The sequence below is a fragment of the Mesorhizobium sp. M7A.F.Ca.CA.002.15.2.1 genome (assembly GCF_003998715.1).
GTDB classification, from domain to species: Bacteria; Pseudomonadota; Alphaproteobacteria; order Rhizobiales; family Rhizobiaceae; genus Mesorhizobium; species Mesorhizobium ciceri.
The window spans coordinates 1-976 of record NZ_RZPI01001104.1; the positions used below are offsets into that span (position 1 = coordinate 1).

Consider the following 976-nt stretch of genomic DNA (forward strand, 5'->3'; position numbering starts at 1 on the left):
AACCCCCCGCCACCGACCGAGCAGAACAAGAGGTCGGCGCTGGCACCTTTGGCTTCGAGTTGGTCAAGCGCTTCGAGGCCGGCGCCCGCCTGGCCGGCGACGATCTCCGGATCGTCGAATGGATGCAGCAGCGCCAGGCCCTCTGTCTCGGCGATCTCGCGCGCCTTGGCGGCGGCGACTTCCTCCCGCGCGCGCTCGCCATGGTCGGTCAGCACGACGCGGGCGCCATAGCCCGCCGTGGCATCACGCTTGGCGGCCGGTGCGTCGATCGGCATGACGATGGTGACGGGAACGCCAAGCGCCTGGCCGGCAGCCGCCAGCCCTTGCGCGAAATTGCCGGAGGAGTAGGCGACGACGCCCTTCTTCGCTTCGTCAACTGAAAGCTGCTTCAGGCGCCAATAGGCGCCGCGCACCTTGAATGAGCCGGCCCATTGCAGCGATTCCGGCTTGATGAAGACGCGGGCGGCGCCGGTCTCGCGGGCTAGTGCCGTCGATTCCAGCAGCGGCGTGATCTGCGTCGCCCTGGAGGTGACGGCATAGGCCTGCTTGAGATGGTCAAGGGAGGGGACGAGAAGGTCTGACATCATTCGCCTCGCGGATACCGTTTGCTCTCTTCGAGATTGTCGAGGTTCATGTGATTGCGCATGTAACGCTCGGACGCCTTTTGCAGGGGTTGGAAATCCCAGGGGTAATAGGCGCCGTTGCGCAGCGCCGGATAGACGACCCAGCGGCGCGCCTGGCTTTCGCGGACAGCGGCGTCGAAGCCGGCCATGTCCCAGCGTGTCTGGACCTTGTCCATGAATGCCGCCACCAGGCCCGCATTGGCCGCGTCGTCGGCCAGATTGTCCCGTTCGAGCGGATCGGCTTCGAGATCGAACAGTTGCGGCGGATCGAGCTCGCAATGGACGAATTTGTATCTGCCGTCGCGGATCGCCACCAAAGGCGCATTGGACCCTTCGGCGGCATACTCCATCAA

1 protein-coding gene and 1 pseudogene are annotated in these 976 nt (G+C 65.2%); both read right to left on the reverse strand.

Going from position 1 to position 976, the window contains the following annotated elements; all coding sequences use genetic code 11:
• A partial coding sequence (locus tag ENZ74_RS32935; RefSeq protein ID WP_127313346.1) for a pyridoxal-phosphate dependent enzyme occupies nucleotides 1–584 on the reverse strand: 584 nt, incomplete at its 3' end.
• A pseudogene (locus ENZ74_RS32940) lies at nucleotides 584–976 on the reverse strand (choline-sulfatase); the annotation flags it as partial. The gene ENZ74_RS32935 and the pseudogene ENZ74_RS32940, both read right to left, overlap by 1 nt.